Annotated in this window: 21 protein-coding genes and 6 pseudogenes; 17 read left to right on the forward strand and 10 right to left on the reverse strand. The window is 58.5% G+C overall.

The annotated features are described in order from the left end of the window. Window positions 1–17: 17 nt before the first annotated feature. From fecA to PSPTO_RS06380, 3 genes are all read right to left on the reverse strand, one after another. On the reverse strand, window positions 18–2,366 hold the full coding sequence (fecA, locus tag PSPTO_RS06370; protein WP_011103468.1) for a TonB-dependent Fe(3+) dicitrate receptor FecA: 2,349 nt from the start codon (window positions 2,364–2,366) through the stop codon (window positions 18–20). A 527-nt stretch (window positions 2,367–2,893) separates the two neighbouring features. Beyond that, window positions 2,894–3,871, reverse strand: coding sequence for a FecR domain-containing protein (locus PSPTO_RS06375; RefSeq protein ID WP_005764194.1), 978 nt, complete (start codon window positions 3,869–3,871; stop codon window positions 2,894–2,896). Then, window positions 3,868–4,371: a sigma-70 family RNA polymerase sigma factor gene (locus tag PSPTO_RS06380; RefSeq protein ID WP_010205787.1), complete on the reverse strand. Its 504-nt coding sequence runs from the start codon at window positions 4,369–4,371 to the stop codon at window positions 3,868–3,870. The genes PSPTO_RS06375 and PSPTO_RS06380 overlap by 4 nt, the downstream gene beginning before the upstream one ends. Before the next feature lie 201 nt (window positions 4,372–4,572). Here PSPTO_RS06380 and PSPTO_RS06385 point away from each other — a divergent pair, with 201 nt between their 5' ends. From PSPTO_RS06385 to PSPTO_RS06395, 3 genes are read left to right on the forward strand one after another with little or no spacing between them, the layout of a single operon-like run. Beyond that, window positions 4,573–4,917, forward strand: coding sequence for a DUF3649 domain-containing protein (locus tag PSPTO_RS06385; protein WP_007244063.1), 345 nt, complete (start codon window positions 4,573–4,575; stop codon window positions 4,915–4,917). A 20-nt stretch (window positions 4,918–4,937) separates the two neighbouring features. After that, entirely contained in the window at window positions 4,938–6,479 is a 1,542-nt protein-coding gene (locus PSPTO_RS06390; RefSeq protein ID WP_046463402.1) for a PepSY-associated TM helix domain-containing protein, read from the forward strand. After that, window positions 6,479–6,811, forward strand: coding sequence for a DUF3325 domain-containing protein (locus tag PSPTO_RS06395; protein ID WP_011103471.1), 333 nt, complete (start codon window positions 6,479–6,481; stop codon window positions 6,809–6,811). The genes PSPTO_RS06390 and PSPTO_RS06395 overlap by 1 nt, the downstream gene beginning before the upstream one ends. Here PSPTO_RS06395 and PSPTO_RS06400 read toward each other — a convergent pair. After that, window positions 6,800–7,675, reverse strand: coding sequence for a helix-turn-helix domain-containing protein (locus tag PSPTO_RS06400; RefSeq protein ID WP_005764184.1), 876 nt, complete (start codon window positions 7,673–7,675; stop codon window positions 6,800–6,802). The two genes, PSPTO_RS06395 and PSPTO_RS06400, sit on opposite strands and share 12 nt — an antisense overlap. 136 nt (window positions 7,676–7,811) lie before the next feature. Between PSPTO_RS06400 and PSPTO_RS06405 the strand changes: the two genes are divergently transcribed. Beyond that, window positions 7,812–8,714, forward strand: coding sequence for a DMT family transporter (locus tag PSPTO_RS06405; protein ID WP_007244060.1), 903 nt, complete (start codon window positions 7,812–7,814; stop codon window positions 8,712–8,714). Between the two features lie 51 nt (window positions 8,715–8,765). Here the strand turns inward: PSPTO_RS06405 and PSPTO_RS06410 are convergent, their stop codons facing one another. After that, window positions 8,766–9,740 (reverse strand): 2-hydroxyacid dehydrogenase, encoded by a 975-nt coding sequence (locus tag PSPTO_RS06410; protein WP_011103472.1) that lies wholly within the window; start codon window positions 9,738–9,740, stop codon window positions 8,766–8,768. An 87-nt stretch (window positions 9,741–9,827) separates the two neighbouring features. Continuing rightward, window positions 9,828–10,775: a LysR family transcriptional regulator gene (locus tag PSPTO_RS06415; protein WP_005615366.1), complete on the reverse strand. Its 948-nt coding sequence runs from the start codon at window positions 10,773–10,775 to the stop codon at window positions 9,828–9,830. A gap of 184 nt (window positions 10,776–10,959) precedes the next feature. Between PSPTO_RS06415 and PSPTO_RS06420 the strand changes: the two genes are divergently transcribed. The 4 genes and pseudogenes from PSPTO_RS06420 (at window position 10,960) to PSPTO_RS06435 (ending at window position 15,710) form a co-directional block, all read left to right on the forward strand. Continuing rightward, window positions 10,960–12,456, forward strand: coding sequence for an efflux transporter outer membrane subunit (locus PSPTO_RS06420; RefSeq protein ID WP_005764177.1), 1,497 nt, complete (start codon window positions 10,960–10,962; stop codon window positions 12,454–12,456). Continuing rightward, window positions 12,453–14,634 (forward strand): annotated as a pseudogene (locus PSPTO_RS06425) (FUSC family protein). Before PSPTO_RS06420 ends, PSPTO_RS06425 begins: the two are co-directional and overlap by 4 nt. Further along, window positions 14,624–14,824, forward strand: coding sequence for a DUF1656 domain-containing protein (locus tag PSPTO_RS06430; RefSeq protein WP_003365425.1), 201 nt, complete (start codon window positions 14,624–14,626; stop codon window positions 14,822–14,824). The pseudogene PSPTO_RS06425 and the gene PSPTO_RS06430 overlap by 11 nt, the downstream one beginning before the upstream one ends. Window positions 14,825–14,849: 25 nt before the next feature. Next, window positions 14,850–15,710, forward strand: a complete 861-nt coding sequence (locus PSPTO_RS06435; RefSeq protein ID WP_011103474.1) for an efflux RND transporter periplasmic adaptor subunit — start codon at window positions 14,850–14,852, stop codon at window positions 15,708–15,710. Window positions 15,711–15,774: 64 nt separating this feature from the next. On the opposite strand, the pseudogene PSPTO_RS06440 reads toward PSPTO_RS06435, so the two are convergent. Beyond that, window positions 15,775–16,248: pseudogene (locus PSPTO_RS06440) on the reverse strand (TIGR03756 family integrating conjugative element protein); the annotation flags it as partial. 439 nt (window positions 16,249–16,687) lie between these two features. Here PSPTO_RS06440 and PSPTO_RS06445 point away from each other — a divergent pair. From PSPTO_RS06445 to PSPTO_RS06455, 3 genes are all read left to right on the forward strand, one after another. Beyond that, entirely contained in the window at window positions 16,688–17,317 is a 630-nt protein-coding gene (locus PSPTO_RS06445; protein WP_011103475.1) for a LysE family translocator, read from the forward strand. A gap of 150 nt (window positions 17,318–17,467) precedes the next feature. After that, window positions 17,468–17,959, forward strand: a complete 492-nt coding sequence (locus tag PSPTO_RS06450; RefSeq protein WP_046463401.1) for a hypothetical protein — start codon at window positions 17,468–17,470, stop codon at window positions 17,957–17,959. Window positions 17,960–17,975: 16 nt separating this feature from the next. Further along, the gene (locus PSPTO_RS06455; protein WP_230692401.1) at window positions 17,976–18,293 is read left to right on the forward strand and encodes an SDR family oxidoreductase; all 318 of its coding nucleotides are present in this window, start codon (window positions 17,976–17,978) and stop codon (window positions 18,291–18,293) included. Window positions 18,294–18,444: 151 nt separating this feature from the next. Here the strand turns inward: PSPTO_RS06455 and PSPTO_RS30185 are convergent. Continuing rightward, window positions 18,445–18,540 (reverse strand): annotated as a pseudogene (locus PSPTO_RS30185) (protein-disulfide isomerase); the annotation flags it as partial. Window positions 18,541–18,719: 179 nt separating this feature from the next. Between PSPTO_RS30185 and PSPTO_RS06460 the strand changes: the two are divergent. Beyond that, a pseudogene (locus tag PSPTO_RS06460) lies at window positions 18,720–18,878 on the forward strand (hypothetical protein); the annotation flags it as partial. Between the two features lie 71 nt (window positions 18,879–18,949). Here the strand turns inward: PSPTO_RS06460 and PSPTO_RS06465 are convergent. Both PSPTO_RS06465 and PSPTO_RS06470 read right to left on the reverse strand, forming a co-directional pair. Beyond that, window positions 18,950–19,768: an SDR family oxidoreductase gene (locus PSPTO_RS06465; RefSeq protein WP_011103477.1), complete on the reverse strand. Its 819-nt coding sequence runs from the start codon at window positions 19,766–19,768 to the stop codon at window positions 18,950–18,952. A 16-nt stretch (window positions 19,769–19,784) separates the two neighbouring features. Next, window positions 19,785–20,249: a hypothetical protein gene (locus PSPTO_RS06470; RefSeq protein ID WP_005764169.1), complete on the reverse strand. Its 465-nt coding sequence runs from the start codon at window positions 20,247–20,249 to the stop codon at window positions 19,785–19,787. Between the two features lie 204 nt (window positions 20,250–20,453). Between PSPTO_RS06470 and PSPTO_RS06475 the strand changes: the two are divergent. The 5 genes and pseudogenes from PSPTO_RS06475 to PSPTO_RS06495 all read left to right on the forward strand — a co-directional run. Further along, window positions 20,454–22,073 (forward strand): annotated as a pseudogene (locus tag PSPTO_RS06475) (RHS repeat domain-containing protein); the annotation flags it as partial. Window positions 22,074–22,161: 88 nt separating this feature from the next. Next, entirely contained in the window at window positions 22,162–22,521 is a 360-nt protein-coding gene (gene tnpB, locus PSPTO_RS06480) for an IS66 family insertion sequence element accessory protein TnpB (protein WP_003409203.1), read from the forward strand. A gap of 17 nt (window positions 22,522–22,538) precedes the next feature. Then, window positions 22,539–24,092, forward strand: coding sequence for an IS66-like element ISPsy5 family transposase (locus tag PSPTO_RS06485; protein ID WP_003409202.1), 1,554 nt, complete (start codon window positions 22,539–22,541; stop codon window positions 24,090–24,092). A 45-nt stretch (window positions 24,093–24,137) separates the two neighbouring features. Continuing rightward, window positions 24,138–24,512, forward strand: a pseudogene (locus PSPTO_RS30190) (RHS repeat-associated core domain-containing protein); the annotation flags it as partial. Window positions 24,513–25,160: 648 nt separating this feature from the next. Beyond that, window positions 25,161–26,138 (forward strand): IS5-like element ISPssy family transposase, encoded by a 978-nt coding sequence (locus PSPTO_RS06495; RefSeq protein WP_007247571.1) that lies wholly within the window; start codon window positions 25,161–25,163, stop codon window positions 26,136–26,138. The last annotated feature ends 255 nt before the right edge of the window (window positions 26,139–26,393 follow it).

The following is a 26,393-nucleotide window of genomic DNA, read 5'->3' on the forward strand; positions in this document are numbered from 1 at the left end:
CTCACGCTCCCGCAAAACTAGAACGCAACCGACGTCTGCACATACACCGTGCGCGGCTCGCCGACGTATTTGCCGCGGTTATTGTCGTCGAACGAGCGGGTGTAGTACTGGCGGTTGAAGATGTTCTTCATCCCGACCGCTACGTTGAGGTCCGACAGTTGCGGGCCGAAATCGTAGTTGGCGCGGGTGCTGAACAGCATGTAGCCAGGGATTTTGCCGGTGCTGCCGTCGGCGCTTTCCGCTGCTGTGTTGGCGTTGTCGGCGAACTGGTCGCTCTGGAATGAACTGTCAAAATTCAGCTTCCACGGCCCTTCGGTGTAGCTGACGCCCATCGTGCCTTTATGTTTTGACGAGAACGGCACACGATTGCCCTTGTTCGGCCCGTCTTCGCGGATGGTCGCGTCAACAAACGCATACGTTGCGTAAACATCGTAACCGGCCAGTATCGGGTTCAGACCTTCCAGCGCGTAGTTGACGCTGGTCTCGATCCCTTGATGACGCGTCTCGCCGCGTGCGATGACCGTGTCGTTGGTCTGGTTGCTGTCGTACTGGTTATCGAAGTTGATCAGGAACGCGCCGATTTCAGCCCGCAGGTTGCCGTTGTCGTAGCGCGTGCCCAGCTCCCAGGTGCGTGCTTTTTCCGGTTTGACTTCATCCCCGGTGACGCGATTGGGCATCTGGCTGTATTGCACGCTGCCGAACGAACCTTCGGTGTTGGCGTACAGGTTCCAGGTGTCGGTCAGGTGATAGAGCACGTTCAACGCAGGCAGCGCAGTGCTGTAGTCGCCCTGGTATCTGGCGTTGGTCAGGTTGTTGTTCTGCGCGGTGTCGATCATCTCGTAGCGAACGCCGGGCGTGATGGTCCACTTGCCGATGTCGATACGGTCATCGATGTAGAACGCATGGGCTTCGGTAGCACCGCGCGTGTCGCGGTCGTTGCGGCTGGCGGTGGTCGGCAGGTTGCCGGTCACTGGCTCGCGATAGCGCAGTTCGTGACCGGCCTCGTTGACGTAGCGGTAGCCGACGCCCACTTCATGCCAGGTTTCGCCCAGGGCAAAGCCTTGTGAAAAGCGTGTTTCCAGGCCGCGCACCCAGTATTCGCGCGGCGACAGGGAAACGAAGCTGCCCTGGTCGAGATAACCGCTGCGCAGGGTCTTGGTAAAGAACGTGTTGGCGGTGAATACGCGCGCATCCTCTTCATAGCGATAGCCGAAGTTGAACAGGGTGCGGCGGCCCCAGAACTTGTCCTTCAGGCGCGTCGACTGATACGGATCGGCATCGTAATCCTTGACGCTCAGGCCGCCGGGCATCTGTGCTTCGCCCTCGTAATACTGCGCCGTTGCATTAAGGCTGTTGGCCTCGTCGATCTGGTATTTGCCCTTCAGAATCAAGTCGTCGATCTGGGTGTCGCTGTGCTCGCGCCAGTCACCGCCGCGCACGCCGGAATACAGAATCGCGCCGCCCAGGCCGTTGTCCGCTGTGCCGCCTGCCAGCAGGTTGCCGGTGGTCTTGAAGCCATCGTGGCTGGACGATGGGCTGGTTTCGGTCTGTATGCCGCCTTTGAGGGTTGGCGCGTCAGGGATGGCGCGGGTCACGAAGTTGACGATACCGCCCACGTTCTGCGGGCCATAACGCACGGCGCCGCCGCCACGTACCACGTCCACTGCGTCCATGTTGCCCATGCTGATCGGCGCGAAAGACAGCTGCGGCTGGCCATAAGGCGCAAACGGCACAGGGATGCCGTCCATCAATACCGTGGAGCGTGACGCCAGACGCGGGTTGAGGCCACGAATGCCGAAGTTCAGCGCCATGTCATGGCTGCCCGTTCCGTTGTTGTCCGGAGCGTTGACGCCGGGGATACGATTGAGCACTTCACGCGCCGAGGTTGCGCCGACCCGCTCGAATTCTTCGCGACGAACCACGTCACGTGCGCCGGGGTGCTCGAAGACATTGGTCTGCTGCGCTTCACCCAGCCAGTCACCGATCACCGTGGATGCGCCCAGCTCGATCGGTGCGCCAGCGGCACTGGCCGATTGCAGGGTGAAACCGTTATTACCGTCGGCCATCGCCTGCAAGCCCGTACCTTCGAGCAAGGCATTGAGGCCCTGCTCGGGCGTGTATTGCCCTTCCAGCCCACGGCTTTTCAGACCGCTGGTGATCTGCGAACCGTAGGAAATCAGCACGCCTGATTCTCGACCGAACTGGCTCAACGCCGCTTCAAGCTCGCTCGGCGCGATGTGATACACCTTGGGTGCCACATCGGCAGCATAAGCCATCGACAGGCTGCCGACCGAAAGGCTGGCGCCGAAAATGACATGGCGCAACGTGCGCACCAGCGGTGAGAGTTGGGTAGGGCGGGCTGACATGCAGGAGTCCTTTGACCGGAAGGTTGAGAGATGCTTTCCCTGTCTGTCACGCGAGCGGCAGAAAACGGCTCACGTTTTTTGAAATTATTTTCCGAGGGCCGCCCATTTTTCTGCAGGCCCTGAATGGGAATGCTCTTTGTGACGCTCCGCGTCAAATTCTTGCTGCGGCGCAATGTCATGCCTGGCCCGCAATCACTGCACATAAACGAAAGCGCTTTTTTATCACGATGGCACTGACGACGCAGAGTGCGACGTAAGTGACAGGGCGAAGGAACCCGACGAAGTCGGGCCGGAAACGGAGCCAGGATTTTGGTTACTTTGATCCTTCAAAGTCACTCGCCGAGGGGCGAAAAGGTGCCTTGAGCCTTAATCGAACATCACTGACATCGCAAAACAGCTGTGTGACGCAGAGCGTCACGAAATGCATTACCACGCAGAGCGTGGGAACGATCATCAGGGTAGTTTCAGTACCGTATTCCGGGCTTTTCAGGACGTGGATAACGCTACGTGCTTGAGCATGGGGACAGTCAAACCCGTGCCTGCACGTTCACCCAGTACCGGGTGAAGCGCTGCACGCGCACGGGGAGGGCGAGCTGGAGCATGTCGAGGATGCGCTCGCTGTCGGCCAGCGGGTAGCTGCCGGAAATCAGCAGGTCGGCCACGTTCGCGTCGCAGTTCAGACGGCCGCGTCGATAACGCCCCAGCTCTGCCAGAAAGTCGGACAGCTTCATGCGCGACGCCACCAGCATGCCGTCGGCCCACGCGCCGCTGTTTGCATCCACCGTGCGCACGCTGTCCCAGGCATCACGGCCGAACGTGACCTGCTGGCTGGCGCGCAGCATCAAGCCGGGTCCGCTTTTGTTCGCCGGTGCGACTTCGATGGCGCCGGCAAACACGGCCAGTTGCGTGCGCCCGTCCAGTTGGCGCAGGTTGAAGCGGCTGCTGCCTGTCGACGCCCTGACAGTCCCCTGGGCGCTCAACAGGTTCAGCGGGCGAGCGTCTGCCGAGGCGCTCATGAGCAGTTCGCCCTGTAGCAGCTTGATCAAACGCTGCTGCGCATCGAAGCGCACATCCACGGCACTGGCGGTATTCAACTGCACCCGACTGCCATCGCTCAACGCAACTTTGCGTTGTTCGCCCACGCCGCTGTTGTAGTCAGCCAGCAACGGTTGCAGGGCAATCTGCTCGCGCAGGCTCCAGCCCGCCATCGAGCCTGCACCCAGCAGCAACAGCAGTTTCAAGGCATGCCGACGCCCGGCGGATTTCGGTGCGCCGAGCGCCGCATGGGCCAGCGGCGAGGACAGGCCGCTGAGGCGCTGATTGACCCGCTGCATATGCGCCCAGGCCCGCTGATGCTCGGAATTGCCATTAAGCCATGACTGCCACGCGTGCTGGCGGCGGGCGTCCAGCGCGCCCTCCTGCATTTCCAGCAGCCAGCCGACCGCTTGCTGCGCCACGGCAGGCGAAATGTCGGATTTGTTCAGGGAATCGTTGCTCAGGTTCATAAGGCGAAGTAGCAGCGCAGCGCGGCCTTGTTCAGGTGGCGTTTGACCGTCGCGATGGAAATATCCAGCTCGGCGGCGATCTGGCCGTGGCTCAGGCCATCGACCTGCGACATCAGAAACGCACGTTTGACCAGCGCTGGCAGGCCGTCCAGCAACTGATCCAGCTCCACCAGCGTTTCAAGAATGATCGCCCGCTCTTCTTCCGAAGGCGCTGCACACTCGGGCAGCTCTGCCAGTGCCTGATAGTAGGCACGCTCCAGGTCCTGACGCCGGTAGTGGTTGCACAACACGCGTTTGGCGATGGTCGTCAGAAAGGCGCGAGGCTCGATGATCTGCGCGGTATCGCGTGCGCCCAGCACTTTGACGAAGGTGTCCTGCGCCAGGTCCGCTGCGCTGTGGGGGCAGCCGAGCCTGCGCCGCAACCAGGTCGTCAGCCAGACGTTATGCGCCCGATACAGGCCTTCGACAGTGTGATTGGGAGCGGAGTGGGCGATGTGCATCACGGAGAACAATCCACGGGGACTCATTGATGGCGTGGATTCTGGCAGACTCTTTTGCGTATGAGAATATTTATCATTAATATTGCGCTTTATTCGTCCTGACAGGGACGAGCGGCTGGTCCTGCAGGGATTTATCACAACGTTTGCCATTGCGTTGTGATCCTGCCCCTTTGGTTTTAATCACCCAGTGAATATTTTCTGATGGACGTCACCACCGCAGGCAGGGCTGTGCCAGAAAAGCGCGCGCCGAAAACTACAGGCAAAAGGCTTACGGTCGCTTATCGGCTGGCCGTCACCTCGCGTTCGCTGGCGGCGATCCTTGGCGGCTACCTGCTGGCGTCGGTGGTCAGTATTTGCATCGCGCAGTGGTTGCCGGTTCCGCGCGCCGAAGCGGTGGTGACGGGCATGATGCTGTCGTTCCTCTTTTATCTGGTCGCGGTGCTCTGGTGTTTTGCCTGCCGCACGGCGCTACAGGCCTGGGTTGGTGTGCTCACGCCGTGTGCATTGCTCGGGGCCGCATACGCTGGCGTTCGGTGGCTGCTGTGAAGGACGGTTTCCGTCAGGCAATGGCCTGGCTGCACACGTGGGTCGGGCTGCTGTTTGGCTGGCTGCTGTTCGCGATCTTTCTGACGGGCACGCTTTCCTACTTCAAGGATGAGATCACCCAGTGGATGCAGCCGGAGATCCCGCTGCGCGCCCTTGATGCCGGTGCCAGCGTGCAACGGGCTCAGGATTACCTGCAAAACCATGCCGCCGGGGCGACGCGCTGGTTCATCAGCCTGCCTGACGAACGCACGCCGGGCCTGACGGTTGGCTGGTTGCCGGAGGGCAAGGCCGGGCAACGCAACAACTTCGTGCGCAAACTGCTTGATCCGCAAACCGGCAGCGAAGTGCAGGCGCGCGAAACCCGTGGCGGCGACTTCTTTTATCGATTTCATTACCAGCTGCAGATGCCACATCCCTGGGGCCGCTGGCTGGCGACCATTGCCGCGATGGTGATGTTTGTCGCACTCATCAGCGGGATCATCATTCACAAGAAAGTCTTCAAGGAATTTTTTACCTTCCGCCCGCGCAAGGGCCAGCGTTCGTGGCTGGACGGGCATAACGCGCTGGGCATTCTTGTGCTGCCGTTTCACCTGATGATCACCTACAGCAGCCTGGTAATTTTCATGTCGATGGTTATGCCTGCGAGCATTCTGAGCCAGTACGACACCGTTCAGGCGTTCTATCGCGAAGCCTTTCCGTCCCCTGAAACGGTCAAGCCAGCGGGTGAACCTGCGCCGCTGGTAGTACTCGCGCCGTTGGTCAGCGCGGCGAACGCGAACTGGGACAGCGGTCAGGTGGGCCGGGTGATCGTCAATAACCCGGGGGACAGCACAGCGATCGTGCTGCTCACGCGTGACGACAAAGGCAGCATCGTGCCGGACCGTGGCGGTGCGCTGACCTTCAACGGTGTCAGCGGCGAGCTGCAGAATGAGGTGCCGCAGCGTCCGACTGCTTTATTAATAGCGAGCGGGATGTACGGCCTGCATGTGGGCCATTTTGCCGAGCCGCTGTTGCGCTGGCTGTATTTCATCTTTGGCGTTGCCGGAACCGCAATGATCGGCACCGGGCTGGTGATGTGGCTGGGCAAGCGTCAGCTCAAGCACGCAAAAACCGGTGTGCTGCCGCTGGAGTTGCGTTTGGTGCAAGTGCTGAACATCGCCAGCATGTCCGGGCTGATGATCGCCGTGGCGGGCTTCTTCTGGTCCAACCGTTTGCTGCCCTCGGGCTTCTCCGGGCGCGCCGACTGGGAAATCAGCGTGTTTTTCACACTCTGGGCCTTGTCAGTCGTGCATGCACTTATGCGCAAAGGGCGTAATGCATGGCGAGAACAACTGACGCTGGGCGCGCTGCTGTTTGCCGGGCTGCCGCTGCTCGATCTGCTGACCAGCGGCCGCTATCTGCTCGATTCGCTGTTGGCAGGCCGTTGGGTGCACGCCGCCTTTGACCTGACGGCGCTGATCACTGGCGTATTTCTTGGTTGGGCGGCGCTGAAGTTCAAGGCTGTACCTGTTGCTGAAACAGCCCGCGTTGCCGTGCAGGCCACCCCTCAGGAGACTCACTGATGCTGTTGGCGGCCTTGCTGTGTTATGTGGGGTTCACCTGCCTGTGCCTGTCGATGGCGCGCCATTACAGCGAACTGCTCAAAGGCTCGCTGACCGGGCGTCGCCGCCGGGTGCTCAAATTGATCGGCTGGAGCGCATTGGTGCTGTCGTCGTGGGCGGCGGTCGATGCCGATGGCTGGATGATTGGGGTTGTGCACTGGTTTGCCGTCTTGATGAGCAGCGTGGTGTTGCTGGTTGCGCTGCTGCCTTTTCGGCCGCGTTGGGTGCTTGCACTGGCGGGATGCGGCGCGCTGCTCAGCCCGTTTGCCGCCATGAGCCAATTATTGGCCTAGCGCCAGACGATATTCGCCCGGTGTGGCGCCCACGGCCTGGCGAAACCGGTTGCTGAAATGGCTCGCGCTGGCAAAGCCGCAGGCCAGGGCGATCTCGCCCAGCGGTGTGGTTGTCTGGCGCAGCAACCGGCGGGCCTGGTCGATGCGTCGTGCCAACAGGTATTGATGCGGCGGCAGGCCGAAACTTTCGCGGAACATGCGTGCGAAGTGGTATTCCGACAGCGCACACAGCCCCGCCAGTTGGCCAAGGCTCAGCGGGTCGGCCAGGTGCATTTCGATGAAGTCCACCAGATGACGCCGCAAGTGCGGAGCCAGTCCGCCTTTCAGGCGTAAACCCTCGCGCAACCCTACCTGACTGAGCATCGCATGGCTGACCATCTCGTGCGCCAGGCTGCTGGTCAGCAAGCGCTCGCCGGGCTCTGCCCAGTTCATGTGAATCAACTGCTGGAATCGCCTGGCCTGAACCTCGTCGTCGAGGAAGGTGTGCTCGCGCAATTGCATTTCGCGAGGCTCGCGATCCAGCAGGGTCACGCAGCCCAGCGCGAAGTGTTCCTGGCTGAAATACAAATGTGCCAGACGGATCTCGCCATTCACCACCCAGGCCGACTCGTGGCCTGCGGGCAGCACGCAGAGTTTGCCCGGTGAGCCTTTCTGATCAGGCTGGCCGCGCCGGAACGTACCGGTGCCGTCGGCGATGTAACACGACAACGTGTGATGAGTCGGCGCGTGATATTCCTGCGAGTCGTGCCGATTGTTCCACTGCGCGGCCATCAAGCCGTCGCCCAGCGGCGCGCTTTGCTCAAGGCGGGCATGGGGTGAGCTGCTCAAGGCCTGAAAGACCTGAATGGAGTCGATGGCTGACATAGTGATCCCTCTAGGCTTCGTATCCTACCCGCAGCCCATGCCGTTGCCATTAGCTGTTCAATCAAAAGCGCAAGATTATGCAAACGGCGCGCGCGCCGGACGCAGCAGACTGATGGCTCATTGAGGAGCCTGCACCATGAACATTTCGCTTTATCTGCTGACTGTGCTGATCTGGGGCACGACCTGGATCGCCCTGAAACTTCAACTCGGCGATGTCGCTATTCCAGTCTCCATCGTGTATCGCTTCGCATTGGCGGCCCTGGTGCTGTTCGGTTTTTTGTTGCTGAGCAAACGCCTGCAACCGGTCAATCGTCGCGGCCAGTTGATCTGTCTGGCGCAGGGCGTGTGCCTGTTCTGCGTCAACTTCATGTGTTTCTACACCGCCAGCCAATGGATACCAAGCGGCCTGATCGCCGTGGTGTTCTCGACCTCGACGTTATGGAATGCGCTGAATGCGCGGGTGTTCTTTCGCCAGAAAATCGCCGGCAACGTCATGGCCGGTGGCGCGATGGGCTTGCTGGGGCTGGCGTGTCTGTTCTGGCCCGAGCTGTCCGGGCACAGCGCCAGCCGCGAGACCCTGATCGGCCTGGGCCTGGCCCTGCTCGGCACACTGTGCTTCTCGGCGGGCAACATGCTGTCGAGCCTGCAACAAAAAGCCGGCCTGCGCCCGCTGACCACCAATGCCTGGGGGATGTTCTACGGCGCAAGCATTCTTGGCATTTACTGCCTGCTCAGCGGCACACCGTTCACGTTTGAGTGGAACACGCGCTACGTCGGTTCGCTGTTTTACCTGGTGATACCCGGCTCGGTGATCGCCTTTACCGCCTACCTGACCCTGGTCGGGCGCATGGGCCCGGAGCGCGCGGCTTACTGCACCGTGCTGTTCCCGATTGTGGCGCTGAACATCTCGACATGGGTTGAGGGCTACCAGTGGACCTTTGCCGCCTTGCTTGGGCTGGTGCTGGTGATGGCGGGGAATGTGCTGGTGTTCAGAAAAGCCAGGCCGGTTGCCGTTGTGGTGAACGGCAAGCTGGCTTGAGCCAGTGTCGATCGTTCCTCATGCAAGGAACGATCAACAGCGGTATGACACTCAGCCCTTCCACACCTGCGGATTGACCAGATCCTGCGGACGCTCGCCCAGCAGTGCACTGCGCAGGTTGTTGTAGGCGCGGTCGGCCATCGCCTGGCGGGTTTCCGTGGTGGCCGAGCCGACGTGGGGCAGGGTGACGGCATTCTTGAGCTGGAACAGTGGCGATTCGCTCAGCGGTTCTTTTTCGTAGACGTCCAGACCAGCGCCGCGAATAGTGCCGTTCTGCAGGGCTTCGATCAGTGCCGGTTCATCGACAATCAGCCCGCGGGCGATGTTGACCAGAATGGCGCCAGGCTTCATCAGGCTCAGCTCGCGACGGCCGATCAGGTGTTTGGTCTTTTCGCTCAACGGCACCACCAGGCAGACGAAATCTGCCTCGGCCAGCAGTTGGTCCAGGCTGCGAAACTGTGCGCCCAACTCCTGTTCCAGTTCAGTCTTGCGGCTGTTGCCGCTGTACAGAATCGGCATGTTGAAGCCCAGACGACCACGGCGGGCAATGGCTGCGCCGATATTGCCCATGCCGACGATACCTAGCGTCTTGCCATGCACATCGGTGCCGAAATGGGGCTGTTCGATGCTGCGCGTCCACTGTCCGGCCTTGGTGTAGGCGTCCAGTTCGGCAACTCGGCGGGCGCTGCTCATGATCAGCGAGAAGCCCAGGTCGGCGGTGCTTTCGGTCAGTACATCCGGCGTGTTGGTCAGCAGAATGCCGCGCTCGCTCAGGTAGTCGACATCGTAGTTGTCGTAGCCCACCGAAATACTGGAAACCACTTCCAGTTGGGTAGCGCTGTGCAGCTGTTCGCGACCCAGCTTGCGGCCTGCGCCGATCAACCCGTGGGAGTGCGGCAGGGCTTCGTCAAACTGGGCGTTGATATCGCCCTGTTTGGGATTGGGCACGATAACGTTGAAATCCTGCGCCAGGCGCTCGGCCATTTCGGGGGAAACACGGCTGAAGGCGAGTACGGTTTTTTTCATCGGGCAGTCACTCTTGAGCGATTGAATGAGTAGCACGCTAACATTCCTGCCCGCCCTTTGGCAGCCGCTTTTTGCAGCTGTACGATGTCAGCAGGACGCTTTGAGTGCCTGTACGTGCAAGTCGGCTTCATCGGCCGCGAGGATTTCCGGCAGCGAGCCGCGCAGGTATTCGACCCAGGTCCTGATCTTGGCGTCCAGGTACTGGCGCGACGGGTAGATGGCGTACAGGTTCAGCTCTTGCGAGCGATAGTCGGACAGTACGCGCACCAGCGTGCCGTTGCGCAAGCCTTCGATGGCCGAGTAGATCGGCAGGATACCGATGCCCATGCCGCTGGAAATCGCGGTCTTCATGGCGTCCGCCGAGTTGACCAGCAACGGCGAGCTGTTGATGGTGACCATCTCCTGGCCTTCCGGGCCGTCGAACAGCCATTTGTCCAGCGGGAACACCGGGCTCACCAGGCGCAGGCACGCATGGTTCAAAAGGTCTGCGGGCTTGTGCGCCATGCCGAAGGTTTTGACGTACTCGGGGGATGCACACACGATGCTGTAGGTAATGCCCAGGCGTTGCGACACAAAGCCCGAATCGGCCAGTTCGCTGGCCAGCACGATCGACACGTCGAAGCCTTCTTCCAGCAAGTCTGGCACCCGGTGGGTCATGGTCAGGTCGAAGGCGACGTCCGGGTGGTTGCGCCGATAGCGGGCAATGGCATCGATCACATAGTGCTGACCGACACCCGGCATCGAATGCACCTTGAGCTGCCCGGCGGGCCTTGCATGGGCGTCGCTCGCTTCGGCCTCGGCTTCCTCGACCGAGGCCAGAATCTGCTCGCAGCGCAACAGGTAACGCTTGCCCGCTTCGGTGAGAGCAATGCGTCGTGTGGTGCGGTTGAGCAGCCGGGTCTGCAGGTGCGCTTCAAGGTTGGACACAGCGCGCGAGACGTTGGCGGTCGTGGTGTCCAGCACGGCAGCGGCGGCGGTGAAGCTGCCCGCCTGTGCCACGCTGCTGAAAGCGCGCATGTTTTGCAGGGTGTCCATGAGTACATCTCTGAATAGATGGCAAATTGTGACATGAAGTAACGATTGCATGTCAGCCAGACCAAAGCATTATCGCCGTTTCAGTAACAAAGATTCACATATATCCCCGCTTATCGCCGTGTCGAGTGCCGCCTAGAATCGCCGCCATTCAAGGTGCATTACCTTCGCTCGGGAACTCGCAGCTGTGCCGCGTCGCATTATCAGAGGGCTCTGGCCCGTAGGTCTTCTGGCTTTTACGCTGGTCCTCAGCGGCTGTATCGGAACACATGGAATCACACCGCAGGGCATTGTTCTGCACGCTGACAGCTTGGCCACCGATCAGGCGATTCAGAGCGCTTCCCTCGACGCCCATTGGCCCGCAGCGCAATGGTGGCGTGCCTACGGCGACGCGCAACTGGATCGATGGGTCGACATGGCGACGCTGGGCAGCCCGAGTCTGGCACTTGCCGCTGCTCGTGTGCGCCAGGCAAAGGCGATGGCGCAGGTGGCCGAGTCCGCCGAGTCTGTGCAAGTGCAAGGCAACGCCAGCCTGATGCGTCACGACTGGCCCGAGGATCAGTTTTATGGCCCCGGCGCGCTGGCCGATACTCACACCTGGGACAACAATGCGTCGCTGGGCTTGAGCTACGCACTGGACCTGTGGGGACGTGAACGCAACGCCAGCGAGCAGGCCGTTGATCTGGCGCACATGAGTGCTGCCGAGCAGCGTCAGGCGCAGCTCGAATTGCAGGAAAACGTGGTCCGCGCCTACATCCGGCTGTCCCTCGACTACGCCCGACTGGATATCGCCGAGGCGGCACTGGCCCAGCAGCAACAGATACTCGACCTGGCGCTGCGTCGCCTCAAGGGCGGGATCGGTACGCACTTCGACGTCAGTCAGGCCGAAACCCCGCTGCCTGAGGCACATCGGCAGATCAACGCGCTGCAAGAGGCCATCGCGTTGAGTCGCAACCAACTGGCCGCGCTGGCAGGCAAGGGACCGGGGCAGGGCGCAGCGTTGCAGCGGCCTGCGCTGTCGTTGCACACCGCGCTGACATTGCCCTCGGCATTGCCCGCCGAACTGCTTGGTCAGCGACCTGACGTGGTGGCTGCGCGCTGGCAGGTGGCGGCGCAGGCACGCGGTATCGACGTTGCGCATGCGGACTTTTATCCCAACGTCAATCTGGTCGGCAGCCTGAGCTACATGGCCACGGGCGGTGGCTTACTCGAGTTTCTGAACGGCAGCAAGCTGGGTTACAAGGTCGGGCCGGCCATCAGCCTGCCGATTTTCGACGCTGGACGCTTGCGGGCGGAGCTGGGGCGGGTGTCCGCTGCTTATGATCAGGCCGTGGCGCATTACAACCAGACGCTGGTGATGGCGCTGAAAAGTGTTTCCGACCAGTTGATTCGGCGCACCTCTATGGACAAGCAGCAGGCACTCGCCGCCGAGTCGGTGGCGTCGGCGCAAAAGACCTACGACATTGCTTTGATCGCCTGGCAGCGCGGCCTGACCGATTACCTGAACGTGCTCAATGCGCGCACGCAGTTGTTTCGCCAGCAGCAGGTTCAGCAACAGGTCGAGGCCGCGCGACTGGAAGCCTACGCCGGGCTGATGGTGGCGCTGGGCGGTTACGCTGACGGGAATCGCAAAGGCAATGGTCATTGCGCACACACCGTCGCCGAGTCTGAGGGCGGGCAATGATCGCCTCGCTACAGCGCATCACCGACCTGCCGTGGCGTCGCGAATTGTATAGCTGGGCGCGCAGTGACGGGGTGACCTGGGTTTACATCTTCAAGGTGCTGCTCGCCGCATTCCTCACCTACTGGCTGGCGCTGCGTCTGGAACTGCCGCAGCCGCACACGGCTATGATCACCGTATTCATCGTCATGCAGCCACAGAGCGGGCAGGTGTTCGCCAAGAGTTTTTATCGCCTGCTGGGGACGCTGGCCGGGTCGGCGATGATGGTGCTGTTGATGGCCCTGTTTGCGCAGAGTCCGCTGCCGTTTCTCGGCAGTCTCGCGCTCTGGGTCGGCCTGTGTTCGGCCGGCGCGGCGCGCTATCGCAACTTTCGCGCGTATGGCTTTGTGCTGGCCGGGTATACCGCAGCCATGGTCGGGCTGCCTGCGCTGGCGCATCCGGAAGGTTCGTTCATGTCGGCGGTGTGGCGGGTAGTGGAAATTAGCCTGGGCATCCTGTGTTCCACGGCCATCAGTGCAGCGGTGCTGCCGCAGAGTTCCAGCGCTGCGATGCGCAACGCGCTGTATCTGCGCTTTGGCGGGTTCGCGCGCTTCGTGGTCAACGGCCTGCGCGGCGACATTTCACGCACTGAATTTGAAACCGGCAACGTACGTTTTGTGGCCGAGGCTATCGGCCTTGAAGGGCTACGCAGCGTCACGGTGTTCGAAGACCCGCACATGCGTCGCCGTAACGGTCGACTCAACCGCTTGAACAGCGAATTTATGGCGGTCACCACGCGCTTCAATGCGCTGCACCAATTGCTCGCGCGTCTGCGCCTCGAGCAGGCCGATCAGGTGTTGAAGCATATCGATCCCGGCCTTGAAAACCTTGCGCAACTGCTCGACGGATTCGCCGACCGCGCCTTGACCAACGATGACGCGGCGCTGCTGGTCACGCGTCTGGAGTCATGCAGGGCGTACTTTCCCGAGCGCGTCAGAGGCCTGCGCACCGAGCTTGAGCGCACCCTGCCCAGCGACGCCGAACGATTGGACTTTCACACCTCGTTCGAGCTGCTGTACCGCCTGCTCAGTGAGTTGCTCGACTACGCACGAACCCATGCATCGCTGGCCGACCACACGCATGAGCGTGAACAGTGGAAGGGCTCGTTCGTACCGCGTACCCACTGGATGACCGCGCTGGCAGCCGGCGCCCGGGCGACCTGCGTGGTCGGCCTGATGAGTGTGTATTGGGTGCTGACGGCGTGGCCCAGCGGCGCGAGCATGGTCCTGGCCTCGGCGGCCACCGTTGCGCTGTCGTCGACCACCCACAATCCCAGGCGCATGTCGCTGCAGATGGCCGGCGGTACATTGCTCGGTGCGCTGTCGGGTTTTATCGAAACGTTTTTTCTGTTCCCGCACATCGACGGTTTTCCGTTGCTGTGCCTGCTGTTGGCCCCGGTGTTTGTGCTCGGCGCGTACCTGGGGTCACGTCCGCATTGGACGGGTTACGGCTTGGGGCTGCTGATCTTTTTCAGCCTGGGCTCGGTGCCGGACAACCTCACGGTTTACAACCCTTACACCTTCATCAACGATTACATCGCGATGGTCGTGGGCATGCTGATCTGCGCCGCTGCCGGGGCAATCATCCTGCCGCCCAACAGCCGCTGGATGTGGCAACGCCTGGAACAGGCCTTGCGCAATCAGGTGGTGTTTGCGATCAGCGCACCACTCAAGCGTCTGGGCTCAAGCTTCGAAAGCCAGGCCCGCGACCTGATGCACCAGGCGTACGGCCTGGCGATTGGCAAACCGCTGATTCAGCGCGAGTTGTTGCGCTGGATGTTCGTGGTGCTGGAAATCGGCCACGCCATTATCGAGCTGCGCCATGAACAGGCGCTTCTGCCGATTCACCCTGCCTACGCCGGATACCAGCCCTGGCGCATCGCGTTGCGAGTCATGGGGCGCGCCTTGGTGCGGCTGTTCATCCAGCCTGATGCGGTCAATCTGCAGCGCTGCCTGGCGGCAGTCGATCAGGCCATCAAGCGGGTGCAGGAGGCCGATGAACCCTTCGCTTCGCATTTCGATACGTCGGTGCTGCGCCGAGTAAAAAGCTACCTGCACTTTATCCGCTCGTCGCTACTGGCAATCGCCGCTGGCCGCCTATGCCGTCGAGCAGAACGCCTCGGGAGTGGTTCATGCCGCGTGAAATAGCGTTTCACGGTCTGTACATGCCGACCCTCACGCTGATCTTTCTGCTGGCCGTTGTTCTTGCATGGGCACTGGATCGACTGCTGGCCGGTTTTGACCTGTATCGGCATTTCTGGCACCCGGCCTTGCTGCGTCTGAGCCTGTTTATCTGCATCTTCGGCGCGTTGGCGCTGCCCCTTTATCGTTGACGCCTGAGTCGGGAAAAATCTCTGGATGAAAAAGTTCTTCAGTCTGTTTGCCACGTTGCTGGTGCTGGCAATCGCGCTCTGGATCGGTCGCACGCTGTGGGTCGACTACATGGATAGCCCATGGACCCGCGATGGCCGTGTACGCGCCGATATCATCAACGTGGCCGCCGATGTGTCCGGCAGCGTGGTCGACGTCCCGGTGCATGACAACCAGTGGGTAAAACGTGGCGATCTGCTGATGCAGATCGACCCGGAGCATTACCGGATCGCCGTGAAGCAGGCACAGGCATTGCTGGCTTCACGCAAGGCGACCTGGGAGATGCGCAAACTGAATGCCAGGCGGCGTGCCGACATGGATGAACTGGTCATCTCGGCGGAAAATCGTGACGACGCGAGTAACGTAGCCACCTCGGCCCTTGCCGATTACCAGTTGGCCCAGGCGCAACTGGAGGCAGCCGAGCTTAACCTGGCACGCACGCGGGTACTGGCGGCGGTGGACGGTTACGTCACCAACCTCAATGTTCATCGCGGCGACTATGCGCGCATCGGTGAGGCGAAGATGGCCGTGGTCGACATGAACTCGTTCTGGGTCTACGGCTTCTTCGAGGAAACCAAGTTGCCGCACCTGAAAGTGGGTGATCCTGCGGACCTGCAACTGATGAGCGGCGAGGTGCTCAAGGGGCATGTCGAAAGCATCGCACGCGGCATCTACGACCGTGACAACCCGCAAAGCCGCGAATTGATCGCCGACGTGAACCCGACCTTCAACTGGGTGCGTCTGGCCCAGCGCGTGCCGGTGCGTATTCATCTGGATCAGGTACCGCAGGATGTGTTGCTGGCGGCGGGGATGACCTGCACGGTGATCGTCAGACCGGTAGACGGCTGATCAACGCGGAGGACGCAGAGCGTCCAGAATGGCGTGCCAGCGCGTCCGTACTGCCAAGAAAGGTTTACCCCTCCCGCTTACAGCAGGAGTAGAGCCGCCACAGCGCCCAGGCGTAAGCGCCGTCCGTTGCTTGAGCACGGGGGCGCGAGTTGGGAAACACCGCACAGCTCTGACTGAGGCTGGGTGAGAGCTTTTGCCATTTGCCAGTTCTGGCATCGCTCTCGATCAGATCTCTAGCGGGCAAGTAGCCTGGCTGTGGCAGCGCAAGCCGTGGCTGGTAGACATGGACCTGCCCGCGGCGCGTGATTACATCTCCTGCACGTTGAGCCATCACAGATGCGGCCTTGTAGTCGTCTGCCTGGTGAATGAAGCCACTATGCGGATAGACGCTCCCCCACATATCACCGGAAGTGAGACCGCCGATCTCGCGCCGTCCGGGTATAAGCGTCCCCGGATAGACTGATTCAGAAACGCCGTAGCGCCACGCAACCGTATCCAGTGTGCTAAGGAGGTATGGCATGTATGGAGTGGCAGCGCCTGCGAAGTTGAAAACGCGATCTGCTCATGTTGGTCTAGTGCCGAATGACGCCGAGTGTCGCTCCAGTAACTTCGATAGCCAGTTGCTATCGCTTTGGCAGTGCCGATTGCTAGTGTTTAAACCGATTACCTGATGCCCTTGGCGCACTAAAAATCGATTACGGAAAATTAGATATGGGCGAGTTATAGGATGACCTACGAGTGATGGCGCATTGAGATTAACTCATTGGCAGGATTGAAGGGTAAATACCCGATCTCATGAGGCATTGAGGCCAGTAGAGGGGGGAAGTGCAATATGACCGGCTCTCCGATGTGGATAACATAGGAGGTAGTGTCAGGCAACCGTAAAAATTAGAGTTTTTTGGGTTGACACCAGCCAAATGAAATTGTAAAAAAACATCAGCCTTAAATTGCAATACATTACCTAAGTGGGTTCGCGAATGGATTTGTCGACACTTATATTCTTCTTGCCTGCGTGCTTTGCTTTGAATCTAGCTCCGGGTCCAAACAATCTCCTCTCAATAAATAATGCAGCGCATCATGGTTTCGCGGCTTCTTGCTTTGCGGGGCTTGGGAGGCTTGTCGCATTCGCCATAATGATAGCTCTAGCTTCCGCCGGGCTAGCGGCCGTGATCTTTGCATCCAAAACGATTTTTATTACCGTAAAATTGCTAGGTGCTGCCTACCTTATCTACTTGGCGTACAAGTTATGGGTCAGCGATGGGAGTGCGATGGATCAAAAGGGTGGTGAGTTAGAAGGGAAAATATCAACGCTAATGCGTCGAGAATTTCTTGTGGCAATTGGAAACCCTAAAGCGATATTGATATTTACTGCGTTCCTGCCTCAATTTGTCGTACCTGACGAGGATGTATTCACGCAATTTATTACTCTTGGAGCTACATTCTTAGCTCTCGAATGGATCGCTATTGCAATTTATGCATATTTGGGGCTGCATCTTCAGCGGTGGCTTGCGGGAGTTAAGGCAAAAAAAATATTTAATCGAGTTTGCGGTTCGCTTCTTGGTGGGGCCGGTTTATCTTTGCTCGTTGCTAGGCATGCGGGGTTGTAAATCTTGAACAACTGCCTATAGCAGCCAGTACTGGAATCACTGTAAGTCTAAGCTTATCTCAGTTGGTGTTGAGATGACACCAAGAGGGTGCTATTGCCCCGGCTATTGTTATTCCTGGGGTAATAGCTGGAGTCTTCAAGGATTAGAGTTATGAGTTTTTTAGGAGCGTCGAACTGTATAGACTTGCTCAGCAGACAAGTGGCTGAACATCGTAGTATGAAGTTGCAGGATCCTCGGGCACCTAACTGGCCAAGTGTGGTGAATGTAAGTTTATTCATAGATCGCTCTCTGGTCTGGGCCAAAAAGCTTCGAGCCGCTATCTCAGATGTTAATTCTCCAATAGTAATCCTGATGAGATTAGGCGTTGAGCCTGCTAGCTTGCTATTCGGCGCGTTACAGGCGGGGCTGTTTCCTATATTGATGAAGCCAGCGACCCCAGTTGGTCTTTTGATTGAAGCTGTCCAAGAAACCCGCTGTTTTTTAGTCGCGGTACCGGTGGGGCTGACGGTTGAAATCGCAAAGCATGGATTTGTGTTCGTGAATGGGAATCAGGACTATGCGATTTTGCGCGCACCGTACCCCTTGCTAACACACTCACAACTGCCGCGCGAGCCATTAGAGTGTCAGTTACCTGGCCTTTGATTTAAGCAAGGAAAATATAAGAGTTAACGTTTTAAGTGCTCCCCCTTTCCCCTCTTCATCCGCTATTGGGCATACGGCTTACAGCGGACTTAGCGACACGTACGCGAAAAAATTACAACCAACGGTTACTCCTTCTGTCAATGAGATTTTAAATGTAGCAATTTTTTTGATCTCCGATAATTCAATAGGTGTAACAGGGGATCGCATTTTTGTAGATGGGGGGGTTCCACAATATGTCTGCAGCGATATAGTAAATATCGAGACGCTGTTGATCCAAAATGGGGGGCTACAGTTTCGGTACACTTTTCGGAAAGCTATCGCAGTTTCATTTTAGACGTTACGTGGCCTTGCGCAAACTTCGCACGCGCAAGGTAACTAGTGTACTGTTTTCGAAAAAACCAGTTACTGACTAACGGAAAAGTCAAGTTTTATCGATAGCTTAGATTGAAGGTCATAGGTAACCTATTTCACAAACAGTACACTAGCTAATCTTTAATGCCGCTGGGTGGGTCTGAGGCAAGCCAGTCGATTGCTGAAAGCAGTACGTCTCCGTCAGGAGCACCTTGCAGCTTGATTGATCGTAAGCGCTCCATAACCCCCACCAGATTCAAGATGGGTGGTGCGCTCAGTTAGGCGAGCGGTAAGTAGCCTTCCTTCACGTATCGCTCCAGCTTGCTCCAGTTACTGCGAGGTAACTGATGGTTTGCCCATGGCGTTCTGAGCGGTGACCTGTGGCTGTGTCTTTTCGATCCGGCTTTTCAAAAGCCGAGAACTGATCGCCGACGTGAACCCGACCTTCAACTGGGTGCATCTGGCCCAGCGCGTGCCGGTGCGTATTCATCTGGATCAGGTACCGCAGGATGTGCTGCTGGCGGCGGGTATGACCTGCACGGTGATTGTCAGGCCGGTAGGCGGCTGATGCTTGAGGACGCAGAGCGTCCAGAACGGCATGCCAACGCGGAACATGGGCACTATAGTTAAAAGACTCGGCTACAGATCAGCGTTCAGTCCAAAGCGTTTTCTCAGGCCCATATCCAGCAGCCCTTTGGGCAGCAACCACGCCATCAGTGGCAGCAGGCTTGAGCCGTTGCCCAGTCGCAGCAGGCGTGGCGGATGGGTGTGTTGCACGGCCTTGAGCAGGTCGCGAGCGAATTCCGTGGCGGGTGTAGGGTTGTCCAGAGAAGCCCTGGCGCGTGCACGAATGCTTTCGCGAATCGGCCACCAGGGCGATTGTTCGCTGATCAGTTGCTCGGCTTCGTGGCTGGCATTCTTCGCGAAGCTCGACGCAATCGCGCCGGGCTGAACCTCCATCACCTGTACGCCGAACGGCGCCAGCTCGAGACGCAGCGCATCACTGAGCGCATGCACCGCCGCCTTGGATGCGCAATAAGCCCCCGCGAACGGCGTGACCAGCACACCGGATACGCTGCCGATGTTCACCACCAGCCCCTTGTTACGCCGCAGTGCCGGAAACAGCGCCCGAGTCACCCCGACGACGGAAAACACATTGGTTTCGAACTGCCGCTGCAACGCATCCACGCCACCGTCCAGCAGCGGGCCCATCGCGCCGTAACCTGCGTTGTTGATCAGGACATCCAGGCCGCTGTGTTCCAGACCGGCGGCCAGTTGCTCCAACGCCAGTTTGTCGTTGACGTCCAGTTGCACGGCGATGAAACCCGCTGCACTCAGTGCCGCGACATCGTCGGCCTTGCGTGCAGTGGCCCAGACTTCATAGCCAGTGGCCTTGAACGCGTCGGCCAGAGCACGGCCGATTCCGCTTGAACAGCCTGTAATCAAAGCAATGGGCATGTGGGGATCCTTGTCGTCAGTCCGAGAAACTGCCTTGTAGATGTTCTGCGCGAAATGCCAGGGTTTGCGGGCGGTAGCCATTACGTAACGCAGGCAACGGCACACAATCCTGCCACGCTGCCTTTGACTGAAGCTGGCCGGGGCCGCGATAGCGTGCAGAAGTGTAGGTGTTGTCCACCAGATTCACGGTGTCGCCCGGCGCGTAGGCCGCGATCCGCCAGTGCAGCTCCAGCAGGGCAGCCTGATTGTCGTTGGTTATCGAAACGCGCAGCGGCCGGTCTGCCGGGCAGCCTTGCGGGTCGTAACCAAGCTGGATGTCCAGACGTTCCAGCTGGCGCGTTTCCTGACTTTCCTGCCAGATCACGATGGCCGCCACGATGCCCAGCCCCGCCGCCGCTGCGAGCGACACTGGCAAGGCCTTGGCCGGATAGCGCAGCAACAGGATCAGCCAGGTCAGGATTAACAAAATGCCGATCAACATGCGGCGGGTCTCCAGCCGGGGGCAGTGCTGCACATCCTACAGACATTGCAGACGGGTTGACCAATGGGCAGATACCAGGCCGGTAGAGGACCTGGCGGGGGCGACACCTGTCATAAGTGCCAGTAGGCGCCATCGGTTCATTCATCTAGATTGTGGGCAGCAAGGAATATTCCGGGTTCTCTGGGCTAGCTACAGGTCCCTGTCATGGTCGAAAGCTCATTCATTCTGCATCAGCACACGCCTGCGCTACAGTCAGTGGACCCGCGCGGGTTGTCTGTGGCGTCGATTCTGCTGTGTCGTTCGAGCATCGACCACGAGCCGGAAATGCGCATCAGCCAGGCGTCATTCGACGTTGCCGGTCGACTGGTCAGCCGTTGGGACCCGCGCCTGTTGGCTGATCGGGCGCCCGCTAATCTCAGCGTCATTCATTCGCTCAGCGGTCAGGTGCTGGCCAGTGACAGCGTCGATGCTGGCTGGCGAGTGTCGTTGGCGGGTGAGGCCGGGCAGGTGCTGGTGGCCTGGGATGCTCGGGGCGTTGCGCGACGTACTGGGTACGACGCGTTGCTCAGGTCGACGGAGGTTTTTGAAGATGTACACTGCGTCGAGCGTCTGCTTTATGGCGGCCCTGATTCGACCGCGTATAACCAGTGCGGTCAGCTGATTCGTCATGATGATCCGGCAGGCACGCTGCTTGATGAAGCGTTCGGTCTTTCCGGAAGTGTGATCAGGCAAACGCGGCGCTTTCTGCACTCTGCCAATGAGCCTGACTGGCCCGAGTCGCTGACCGGGCGTGATGCCTTGCTGGAGCCCGGCGACGGCGCAACCACGTGCTGGCAATACAGCCCGTTGAACGAGAGCACTCAGCAGACCGATGGGCAGGGCAATGTTCGGTTTCTGGGTTACACCGTTGCAGGGCAATTGAAAGACAGTCGTTTACAGCTCAACGGTCAGGCCGAACAGGTTCTGGTCAGTGCCATTCAGTATGACGCGCAGGGGCGGGTGGTGTCGGAAACGGCTGGCAATAGTGTGATCAGCACGGCGTGGTATGACACTGAAGACGGTCGCCTGAAGGAATTGAATGCCACGCGTAGTAATGGGCAGGTGTTGCAGGATTTGCGTTACGGCTATGACCCGGTCGGTAATGTAATCCGTGTCGAGGACCGCGCTCAGCCAACTGTCTTTAAGGGCAATCAGCGCATCGACTCTGTTTCAACCTATCACTACGACACGCTTTACCAATTAATCGAAGCCACAGGCAGGGAATCGGCAGTCGTCAATTACGGTCCGGTGTTTCCTGGTTTTCAAAGTCCTGCGGATCCAACGCGATTGGCTAACTACACGCAGACTTATCGCTACGACGCGGGTGGCAACCTGCAACAGCTTACCCACACAGGCGCGCAGTCCCATTCGCGAACGCTGGTGACTGCGCGTTACAGCAATCGCAGTCTGCCGGTGATCAATGACCATATACCCGATGAAGCAGAAATCGCTGCTGCCTTCGACGCCAATGGAAATTTGCTCGCCCTGCAAGCCGGGCAAGATCTGAGCTGGGACCGACGCAACCAGTTGCAGCAGGTGCGGCCAGTGGTTCGCGATAACGCTGCGGACGACAGCGAACGCTATATATACGACGCCAGCGGCCAGCGCCTGCGCAAGGTACGCACCACGCAGGCCAAAGCCGTTACCCACATCGCCGACGTGCGCTACTTGCCAGGGCTGGAAGTGCGCACCGATAGCGCCACTGGTGAAACCCTGCACGTTGTAGTGGCTCAGGGCGGGCGCAATAACGTGCGCGTGCTGCACTGGCAGACCGGCAAACCCGATACGCTGTATCCGATCCACGAACCCCACATTTCAAGCCACTGGCTGACGCCTGATGCTGTGCTCCCGTTTTCTTTCAGGAGCCAGCACCATGATGCGACCCGACGCCAAAGTCGAGAAAGTCTACCTCTATCCCAAACCCGTGGATTTCAGAAAATCCATCGATGGCTTAGCTGCTTTGGTCGAGTTGGATATTAAAGTGGCGGTCTTTGATCCGGTGCTCTTTGTCTTTCTCAACAAATCCCGGAATCGAGTGAAGATTTTGTATTGGGAGCGTAACGGCTTCTGCCTTTGGCTCAAGCGTCTCGAGTCCGAGCGTTTCAAAATCTCGCCAGATGATGTCGACGAAGCCATTGTGCTGACGGTTCAGGAATTGAATTGGCTGCTGGATGGATTTGATCTGTGGCGCAACCGTCCTCATAAGATTTTGACTCCAAGGTTTGTTGCCTGACGGGTATAATCCAGGGCATGCGACCATTGCCCGACAACCTTCCTGACGATCCCGTATTGCTCAAACAGATGCTGCTTGAGAGCTACGAAGCACGCTCGCGCGAACAGGAAGTTAAAGACGCCTACGCCACTCACATCGTTGATCTCAAAGAGCAGATCAAGCTGCTGCGTGACCGTATTTTTGGTCGAAAGTCCGAACAAACCGTCGAGCCTAATACCCCTCAACTTGCCTTGTTCAATGAACCTGAAAGCGAGCCTATGCTCCCGGTCGGCGATGCTGATGAGGAAGTAGTTGCTCCTGCGCCACGCCGTGGCAAGCGCAAGCCACTGTCGGCTGATCTGCCGCGCATTGAAGTCATCCACGAGCTGCCCGAACACGAACTGACCTGTGCCTGCGGTTGCCGCAAGCATGTCGTCAGCGAGGAAACCAGCGAGCAACTGGATATCGTGCCGATGCAGATTCGGGTGATCAAACACATCCGCAAAGTCTACGGCTGTCGTGGCTGTGAGTCGGCACCGGTCACAGCCGGCAAGCCTGCGCAGTTGATTGAAAAGAGCATGGCCAGCCCCAGCGTGTTGGCCATGCTGCTGACCACCAAGTATGTCGACGGCTTGCCGCTGCATCGTTTTGAAACGGTGCTAAGCCGACATGGCATAGAAATCCCGCGTCAAACGTTGGCCCGCTGGATTATCCAGTGCGGCGAACATTTGCAGCCGCTGTTAAATCTGATGCGTGATCGATTGCTGGAAAGCCCGGTCATCCACTGTGACGAAACCCGCGTTCAGGTACTGAAAGAACCAGATCGAGACCCGACCAGCCAATCCTGGATGTGGGTACAGGCCAGCGGGCCTCCAGATCATAAAGTCGTATTGTTCGACTACACTTCCAGCCGCGCGCAGGACGTACCGTTACGGCTGCTGGAAAGTTATCGCGGCTATGTGATGACTGATGATTACGCGGGCTATAACGCGCTGGCGTTACAACCGGGCGTGGAGCGCTTGGCGTGTATGGCCCATGCGCGGCGCAAATTTGTCGAAGCACAAAAAGTGCAACCTAAGGGCAAGACCGGGCGTGCCGATATCGCGCTGACGATGATCAATAAGCTGTACGGTATCGAGCGCGAATTGAAAGACGGCAGCGACGAACAGCGCTTTACCGGTCGGCAGGAGAAAAGCCTGCCAATCTTGGCTCAGTTGAAAAGCTGGCTGGATAAAACTCAGTCCCACGTGACGCCGCAAAGCGTGCTGGGCAAGGCAGTTGGTTATCTGGCGAATAACTGGAGTCGGCTGAAGCGTTACGTGGAAGCCGGCTTTTTACCGATCGACAACAACCCGGCAGAGCGCGCAATAAAGCCGTTTGTTATTGGGCGCAAAGCCTGGCTGTTCAGCGACACGCCTAAAGGCGCCACCGCCAGTGCACAGATCTATAGCTTGGTCGAGACCGCCAAGGTCAACGGCCAGGAGCCCTATACGTGGCTGCGCCACGTACTGGAGAGGTTGCCACTTGCGCAGTCGGTGGCCGACTATGAGGCGTTGCTGCCGTGGAACTGCTCACCGGAAATGCCAAGATAAACGGAAGCCGCATCTGATGGTAGGTGTGGTTGGTGGATCGCTTACGATACGCTTGAAAATGACCAGATCCGCTACACCTTGAACGACCATCTGGGGTCTGGAACCCTTGAGCTGGACTTGCAGGGGCAACTGATCAGCCAGGAAAGTTACTACCCGTTTGGCGGAACATCATGGTGGGCAGGTCGCAATGCGATCGAAGCGAATTACAAAACCGTGCGTTACTCGGGCAAGGAGCGGGATGCGACAGGGCTTTATTATTACGGGTTGCGGTATTACTCGCCGTGGTTACAGCGCTGGATCAATCCGGATCCGGCGGGGGCGGTGGACGGGTTGAGTCTTTACCGTATGGTCAGAAATAATCCGGTATCCATGACTGATGTCGAGGGACTAGCTCCGTTATTTGGATTTGAGAAGGAGGTAGATGATGCTCGTTTAAAAGCGATAAGGGCGCTGGAAAAAACACGAGCTTTGCTTGATGTCGAGTCCGATAAAAATGTGCCAGAAGTAATGAACCGGTTTTTCAGGCGTCACGATGCCGAGCTCAAATATCGTTGGAAAAATGACATTGATAAGGTTTTGCGAGTCGCTCGAGAAACCGCTATCCGTAACGTTGAAATTACTGAGTCAGACGAGCCCGGAAAGACCGTTACGGCCTCCCTTGATATGAAGCGCTACTCAGGTTTTGCTCGTTATCTAAGTGCAACTACGCGCGCTGCTCTCAACAGTGCCTCTCCTGGCGAATTGAAACGCGAGATGGCAGAGGTCCGGAAGGACTATCGTGATGAGCGCGGGGAAAAATTTTTAATGGTTCATAGAAGAGTCTGGGGGGAAGCCAGACGAGCTGCCGGAAAAAGTTATAGTGCTCAGGTATTGATTCACGAATTTTCTCACGCTGCATTGGATACTATGGATTACGTATACGGCAAGGCCAAGGAGGGTCAGGACCCTACGCCATTGTTTGAGTTGGCTGAGGGGAAAGTTGATACAGGTGCCGCGACGCTAGGGAAACTCTGAAAAAGGTTTCCTGATTTGGCAAAATACCCCAACACCTTTCACCGAGCTTCCCTGATGAAACAGATGACCTTCGCCGATGCCGAGTACGCGGGTAAACGTAAGCATACCCGCCGCGAGCGCTTTCTCATCGAGATGGATCAGGTTGTGCCCTGGAAAGGCTTGATTGCCCTTATCGAACCACATTATCCAAAGGGCGAAGGTGGCCGTCCGGCTTATCCGCTGATGGCGATGCTGCGTATTCACCTGATGCAGAACTGGTTTGGTTACAGCGATCCGGCGATGGAGGAAGCACTTTACGAGACAACGATCCTGCGCCAGTTCGCAGGGTTGAGTCTGGATCGAATCGCCGATGAAACCACGATTCTCAACTTCCGGCGTCTGTTGGAAAAGCATGAGTTGGCAGGCGGGATTTTGCAGGTCATCAATGGCTATCTGGGTGATCGAGGTTTGATGCTGCGCCAAGGTACGGTGGTCGATGCGACGATCATTCATGCGCCGAGCTCGACCAAGAACAAGGACGGCAAACGCGATCCCGAAATGCATCAGACGAAGAAAGGAAACCAGTATTTCTTCGGCATGAAAGCGCATATCGGCGTCGATGCCGAGTCGGGTTTAGTCCATAGCCTGGTGGGTACTGCGGCGAATGTGGCGGACGTGACTCAGGTTGATCAATTGCTACATGGTGAGGAAACCTATGTCAGCGGTGATGCGGGCTACACCGGCGTGGACAAGCGTGCGGAGCATCAGGATCGTCAGATGATCTGGTCAATTGCGGCCCGCCCAAGCCGTTATAAAAAGCATGGCGAGAAAAGTTTGATCGCACGGGTCTATCGCAAAATCGAGTTCACGAAAGCCCAGTTACGGGCGAAGGTTGAACATCCGTTTCGCGTGATCAAGCGCCAGTTTGGTTATACGAAAGTCCGGTTTCGCGGGCTGGCTAAAAACACCGCGCAACAGGCTACTCTGTTTGCCTTGTCGAACCTTTGGATGGTGCGAAAACGGCTGCTGGCGATGGGAGAGGTGCGCCTGTAATGCGGAAAAACGCCTTGGAAAGGTGCTGTTTGAAGGAAAATCGATGAGTTAAGAGCGGAAAACGTCTAATTATCTGATCGGGCGAGCTTTTTTTGAACCTCAGGCCATGAGAGCGTCAAAAATCGATGCCTACTTCAGACCTTCCCTAGGCAAACACTATCGCGCCGATACGAGAGTTACACCCCCTGAGTTGGCCTACAATAATGCTGATTCATTTGCCGCTGCGGTGATGTTCGTTAAACGATCGGCCTCCAA

This window comes from Pseudomonas syringae pv. tomato str. DC3000, assembly GCF_000007805.1.
Classification (GTDB): domain Bacteria; phylum Pseudomonadota; class Gammaproteobacteria; order Pseudomonadales; family Pseudomonadaceae; genus Aquipseudomonas; species Aquipseudomonas avellanae.

Bases quoted from the DNA above. Each gene is read 5' to 3' on its own strand.
- fecA (WP_011103468.1), bottom strand. From the start codon at position 2,366: ATGTCAGCCCGCCCTACCCAACTCTCACCGCTGGTGCGCACGTTGCGC.
- PSPTO_RS06375 (WP_005764194.1), bottom strand. From the start codon at position 3,871: ATGAACCTGAGCAACGATTCCCTGAACAAATCCGACATTTCGCCTGCC.
- PSPTO_RS06380 (WP_010205787.1), bottom strand. From the start codon at position 4,371: ATGCACATCGCCCACTCCGCTCCCAATCACACTGTCGAAGGCCTGTAT.
- PSPTO_RS06385 (WP_007244063.1), top strand. From the start codon at position 4,573: ATGGACGTCACCACCGCAGGCAGGGCTGTGCCAGAAAAGCGCGCGCCG.
- PSPTO_RS06390 (WP_046463402.1), top strand. From the start codon at position 4,938: ATGGCCTGGCTGCACACGTGGGTCGGGCTGCTGTTTGGCTGGCTGCTG.
- PSPTO_RS06395 (WP_011103471.1), top strand. From the start codon at position 6,479: ATGCTGTTGGCGGCCTTGCTGTGTTATGTGGGGTTCACCTGCCTGTGC.
- PSPTO_RS06400 (WP_005764184.1), bottom strand. From the start codon at position 7,675: ATGTCAGCCATCGACTCCATTCAGGTCTTTCAGGCCTTGAGCAGCTCA.
- PSPTO_RS06405 (WP_007244060.1), top strand. From the start codon at position 7,812: ATGAACATTTCGCTTTATCTGCTGACTGTGCTGATCTGGGGCACGACC.
- PSPTO_RS06410 (WP_011103472.1), bottom strand. From the start codon at position 9,740: ATGAAAAAAACCGTACTCGCCTTCAGCCGTGTTTCCCCCGAAATGGCC.
- PSPTO_RS06415 (WP_005615366.1), bottom strand. From the start codon at position 10,775: ATGGACACCCTGCAAAACATGCGCGCTTTCAGCAGCGTGGCACAGGCG.
- PSPTO_RS06430 (WP_003365425.1), top strand. From the start codon at position 14,624: ATGCCGCGTGAAATAGCGTTTCACGGTCTGTACATGCCGACCCTCACG.
- PSPTO_RS06435 (WP_011103474.1), top strand. From the start codon at position 14,850: ATGAAAAAGTTCTTCAGTCTGTTTGCCACGTTGCTGGTGCTGGCAATC.
- PSPTO_RS06445 (WP_011103475.1), top strand. From the start codon at position 16,688: ATGGATTTGTCGACACTTATATTCTTCTTGCCTGCGTGCTTTGCTTTG.
- PSPTO_RS06450 (WP_046463401.1), top strand. From the start codon at position 17,468: ATGAGTTTTTTAGGAGCGTCGAACTGTATAGACTTGCTCAGCAGACAA.
- PSPTO_RS06465 (WP_011103477.1), bottom strand. From the start codon at position 19,768: ATGCCCATTGCTTTGATTACAGGCTGTTCAAGCGGAATCGGCCGTGCT.
- PSPTO_RS06470 (WP_005764169.1), bottom strand. From the start codon at position 20,249: ATGTTGATCGGCATTTTGTTAATCCTGACCTGGCTGATCCTGTTGCTG.
- tnpB (WP_003409203.1), top strand. From the start codon at position 22,162: ATGATGCGACCCGACGCCAAAGTCGAGAAAGTCTACCTCTATCCCAAA.
- PSPTO_RS06485 (WP_003409202.1), top strand. From the start codon at position 22,539: ATGCGACCATTGCCCGACAACCTTCCTGACGATCCCGTATTGCTCAAA.
- PSPTO_RS06495 (WP_007247571.1), top strand. From the start codon at position 25,161: ATGAAACAGATGACCTTCGCCGATGCCGAGTACGCGGGTAAACGTAAG.